Annotated in this window: 3 protein-coding genes and 1 pseudogene; 1 reads left to right on the top strand and 3 read right to left on the bottom strand. The window is 62.4% G+C overall.

What is annotated here, in order from left to right; all coding sequences use genetic code 11:
* Positions 1 to 257 (bottom strand): annotated as a pseudogene (locus HX846_RS18250) (MFS transporter); the annotation flags it as partial.
* 134 nt (positions 258 to 391) lie between these two features.
* Here HX846_RS18250 and HX846_RS18245 point away from each other — a divergent pair.
* Positions 392 to 976, top strand: coding sequence for a TetR/AcrR family transcriptional regulator (locus HX846_RS18245; RefSeq protein ID WP_178965844.1), 585 nt, complete (start codon positions 392 to 394; stop codon positions 974 to 976).
* A 297-nt stretch (positions 977 to 1,273) separates the two neighbouring features.
* Here the strand turns inward: HX846_RS18245 and HX846_RS18240 are convergent, their stop codons facing one another.
* Both HX846_RS18240 and HX846_RS18235 read right to left on the bottom strand, forming a co-directional pair.
* Positions 1,274 to 2,785 (bottom strand): MDR family MFS transporter, encoded by a 1,512-nt coding sequence (locus tag HX846_RS18240; RefSeq protein WP_178965843.1) that lies wholly within the window; start codon positions 2,783 to 2,785, stop codon positions 1,274 to 1,276.
* Positions 2,775 to 3,309: HlyD family secretion protein (locus HX846_RS18235; protein ID WP_178965842.1), on the bottom strand; the 535-nt coding region annotated here is incomplete at its 5' end. The genes HX846_RS18240 and HX846_RS18235, both read right to left, overlap by 11 nt.

Below are 3,309 nucleotides of genomic sequence, written 5' to 3'. Positions count from 1 at the left end.
ATGGACGCGGCCACCGGCAACACCCGGCCCTGGCCATAACGGTCCACCAACCGTGAGACCTGGGGCGCGCAAAACGCGGTGGCCAGGGCGAAGGTAGCGGTCACCGCACCGGCCAAACCGTAACCGCCGTGCACTTGCGACAGCATGGTGATCAAGCCGATCCCGGTCATGGAGATCGGCATGCGGGCCAGCATGCCCGCCAATACGAAAGCCCTGGAACCTGGCGCCTGGAACAGCTCGGCGTAGGGGTTTGCCATGGTGTGTAACCTCTTCCTGAGCGCCCTGAAACTTGCTATTCGAGGTTTTCGGGGCAAAATACATACGGTGCGTATGTGACAAATCATGCGTAACATACGCGTCGTATGTCAATCACCTATTGTGAGCCTTACCCATGAGCCGAGCCCGTGCCGACATGATCGAAGACACCCGCGCCCGCCTGATCGCCAGCGCCCGCCAGGCCTTCGCCACACAAGGCTACGCCCAGACGTCGATGGACGATTTCACCGCTCGCGCCGGCCTGACCCGGGGTGCGTTGTACCATCATTTTGGCGACAAGAAAGGCTTGCTCGCGGCAGTGGTTGCGCAGCTCGACGGTGAAATGAACGCGAGCCTGCAGCGTATCTCGGAGCAGGCGGTTGATCCTTGGGAAGGGTTTTGCGAGCGCTGCCGGATTTATTTGCGTATGGCTCAGGATCCCGAGGTCCAGCGCATCGTATTGCAGGATGCCCCGGCGGTGCTGGGCGCAACTGACCAGCAGCAATGCGTGGACTCGCTGCGCCAGCTGCTCGATGACTTGATGCAAGCGGGCCTCATCGAGCAGGCGTGCAGTCAGGCGCTGGCGAGGCTGATCAATGGCAGCCTGGTAAGCGCATCGCTGTGGATCGCCCAGGATGAACACCCGGGCGAGCGGTTGGAAGAAGCCTTGCAAGGTCTGGAGTTGTTGTTGCGCGGGTTGAAGCCTAATACCGTTCGCTGAACGAGTGCGGTCGGGGTTTTCAGGATCAGATGGGGTACATATCCGTTATTCAGGTAACTCTGCTTTTCTGTGGGAGCTGGCTTGCCTGCGATGCAGACAACTCGGTACATCAGGCACACCCAGTTGATGCCATCGCAGGCAAGCCAGCTCCCACATTGAACCGTGCCCGCTTTAGCTTTTGATTTTGCTCTTCAACACTCAAGCCGGCCGGTAGTCCGCTGTGCTCTTGATCTGCTTTTGATCTTGATCTTGGGCGCCCCGTTATTGCGCTCACTTGAATCACCCACAGCACTGCCCCTAGATACGCCGCAACATCAACGCCGCCACCCCACACGCCGCCAACGCCACGCACGCCAGAAAGAACGCATCACTGTAAGCCATCAAAAACGCCTGATGACGAACACTCTGGTCCAGCAGGTTCAGCACCACCTGATGTTCCGGCAATTGATCCTGCAGCACCCCGCCACCGGGAAGCTGCTGTTGCAAGGTCGGGTCAAACAGCGTCACCGACTCGCCAATACGCGCCGAATGCACCCGCTCGCGCACCACCACCAATTGCGCCAGCAGCGCCGTGCCAACCGCGCCCCCCAGGTTGCGCAGCATCGAGAACACCGCCGACGCCGACCCCGCCTGCGCCTTGGCCAGGCCGTGCACCGCCAGCACCGACAACGCCACCATGATCAGCGGCTGGCCCATGCCGCGCACCACGATCGAGGGCACGATCACATTGCTGGCGCTGTCCGCCGACAAGTGCGCACCCATCCAGCAGCCCAAAGCCATGATCGCGAACCCCGAGGCCACCAGCATTTTGGCGCTGACCCACTTCATCAGGCGCGGCAAAAACGGCGCCATGATCAGTTGCACCAGACCATACGCGATCAAGCTCACGCCAATTTCGCTGGCGTTGTAGTGCTGCAATTGCGACAGGTAGTTGGGCACCAGGAACACCAGGCCATAGGTACTGGCGCCGAAGATAAACATCGCCACGCTGGCCACCCCAAAGTTGTAGTGGCCCAACAGTCGCAGGTTGATAAAGGCGTGCGCGCCCCATAATTGCCGGGCAACGAAGCCGATCAGGCCCACCACCGCCAGCAGTGTCATCCACACGATAAAGGGCGAGCCGAACCAGTCCTTGCGCCCGCCCTCCTCCAGCACGATCTGCAACGCACTCAGGCCCAGCACCATGCAGCCGATACCCAGCCAGTCGCCCTGGCGCAGCAGGCCCAACTGCATCGGCTGGCGGTCAATGGACCAGGCCACCGCCGCCAGCAACGCGATCCCCGGGAACAGTTGCAGGTAGAAGATCCAGCGCCAGGAATACGCATCGGTCAGCCAGCCGCCAATCGACGGCCCGGCGGCCTGGGCCACACTGTTGGCCAGGCTGAACAAGGCCATGCCCAGCGGGATCTTGCTGGGCGGCAGCTCGGTGATGATCAGTTGGAATGACAAGGGAATCAGCACCGCCCCGGCCGCGCCCTGCACCACCCGGATCAGGATCATCACTTGCAGGTTGGGCGACAGCGAACACGCCACCGAGGCCACCAGGAATATCCCCGAGCCCCACAACATCACCCGGCGCAGGGAAAACACCTGCACCAGCCACGCGGTGAGGGGAATCATGATGATCTCCGCCACCAGGTAAGCGGTGGAAATCCACGAACCCTCCTCAAACGTCGCGCCCAGTGCACCTTCGATTTCCGGCAGTGCGGCGCTGGTGACGTGCACGTTCATCCCGGCCATGAAGCAGCCGAACAGCCCGCCGATCACCGCGACCCAGGCGCGAAACGGCACACGCCCTTCAGCCTCCATGGACGTGCTCCTGGCTGGCGGCAGGGCGGGTGTCAACCGTGGCAATCACCGACATGCCCGGCAGTACCCGCGACTCACCGGGTTCCAGGCGAATCATTACCGGAAACCGCTGGACGATCTTGGTGAAGTTGCCGGTGGCGTTGTCCGGCGGCAACAGCGCGAACACCGCACCGGAGCCGGGGGCGATGCTTTCCACTTTGCCGTGCCAATGTGCGCCGGCAAAACTGTCCACCGCGATTTCCACCGACTGCCCCGGCGCCATGTGCTGCAACTGGGTTTCCTTGTAGTTGGCAATCACATAGGCCTGCTCCACCGGCACCACCGCTAACAGCGGCAGGCCGGGCATCACGTATTGCTGGCGCCGGACCTTGCGCTGGCCCACCACGCCGTCAAAAGGCGCGCGGATCTCGGTGTCCTTCAACGCATTGCGGGCCAGCGCGAGGTTGGCCTGGGCCTCGCCGATGCGTGCCTGATGCTCGACGATTTGCGCCTGCGCCTGTTGCCGGCGTGCCTGCAAGACCTGC

It is taken from the genome of Pseudomonas sp. K5002, from assembly GCF_013386655.1.
Classification (GTDB): Bacteria; Pseudomonadota; Gammaproteobacteria; order Pseudomonadales; family Pseudomonadaceae; genus Aquipseudomonas.
This window is presented reverse-complemented; position numbering and strand designations above follow the sequence as displayed.

Excerpts from the sequence above, each read along its gene's own strand:
- HX846_RS18240 (WP_178965843.1), bottom strand. The coding sequence starts at position 2,785 with ATGGAGGCTGAAGGGCGTGTGCCGTTTCGCGCCTGGGTCGCGGTGATC.
- HX846_RS18245 (WP_178965844.1), top strand. The coding sequence starts at position 392 with ATGAGCCGAGCCCGTGCCGACATGATCGAAGACACCCGCGCCCGCCTG.